Source organism: Bacillus sp. RB3, from assembly GCF_030164735.1.
GTDB classification, from domain to species: domain Bacteria; phylum Bacillota; class Bacilli; order Bacillales; family Bacillaceae_G; genus Bacillus_A; species Bacillus_A cereus.
The window spans coordinates 1-497 of record NZ_JASNGE010000101.1 but is presented as its reverse complement, the minus strand read 5'-3'; the positions used below and the strand labels follow the sequence as shown (position 1 = coordinate 497).

The following is a 497-nucleotide window of genomic DNA, read 5'->3' as shown; positions in this document are numbered from 1 at the left end:
AACGAGTAAAGGTAGCTAGAATTCATGAATACATATCAAATGCTAGAAAAGATTACTTGGACAAAATTTCAACTGAAATCATCAAAAACCACGATGTTATCGGTATAGAGGATTTGCAAGTATCGAATATGTTAAAGAATCATAAGTTAGCAAAAGCAATTAGTGATGTATCTTGGTCGTAATTTCGATCAATGTTAGAATACAAAGCAAAATGGTATGGCAAACAAGTCATTGTCGTATCGAAAACATTTGCTTCCAGCCAATTATGTTCTTGTTGTGGATATCAAAATAAAGACGTTAAAAATCTAAACCTACGTGAATGGGACTGTCCTTCTTGTCGTACACACCATGATAGGGATATTAACGCAAGTATCAATCTAAAGAATGAAGCAATAAGGCTTCTAACCGCAAGGACTGCGGGGTTAGCCTAATCAATTAGAGTTCGATAGAACTCTTTACTTAGGAATCCCTCACTTCTAAACGAAGTGAAAGTGGGG

General features: G+C 35.6%; 1 pseudogene. It reads left to right on the top strand.

Annotated elements, in window-relative coordinates:
• Window positions 1–431, top strand: a pseudogene (locus tag QO049_RS30510) (RNA-guided endonuclease TnpB family protein); the annotation flags it as partial.
• Window positions 432–497 lie beyond the last annotated feature (66 nt).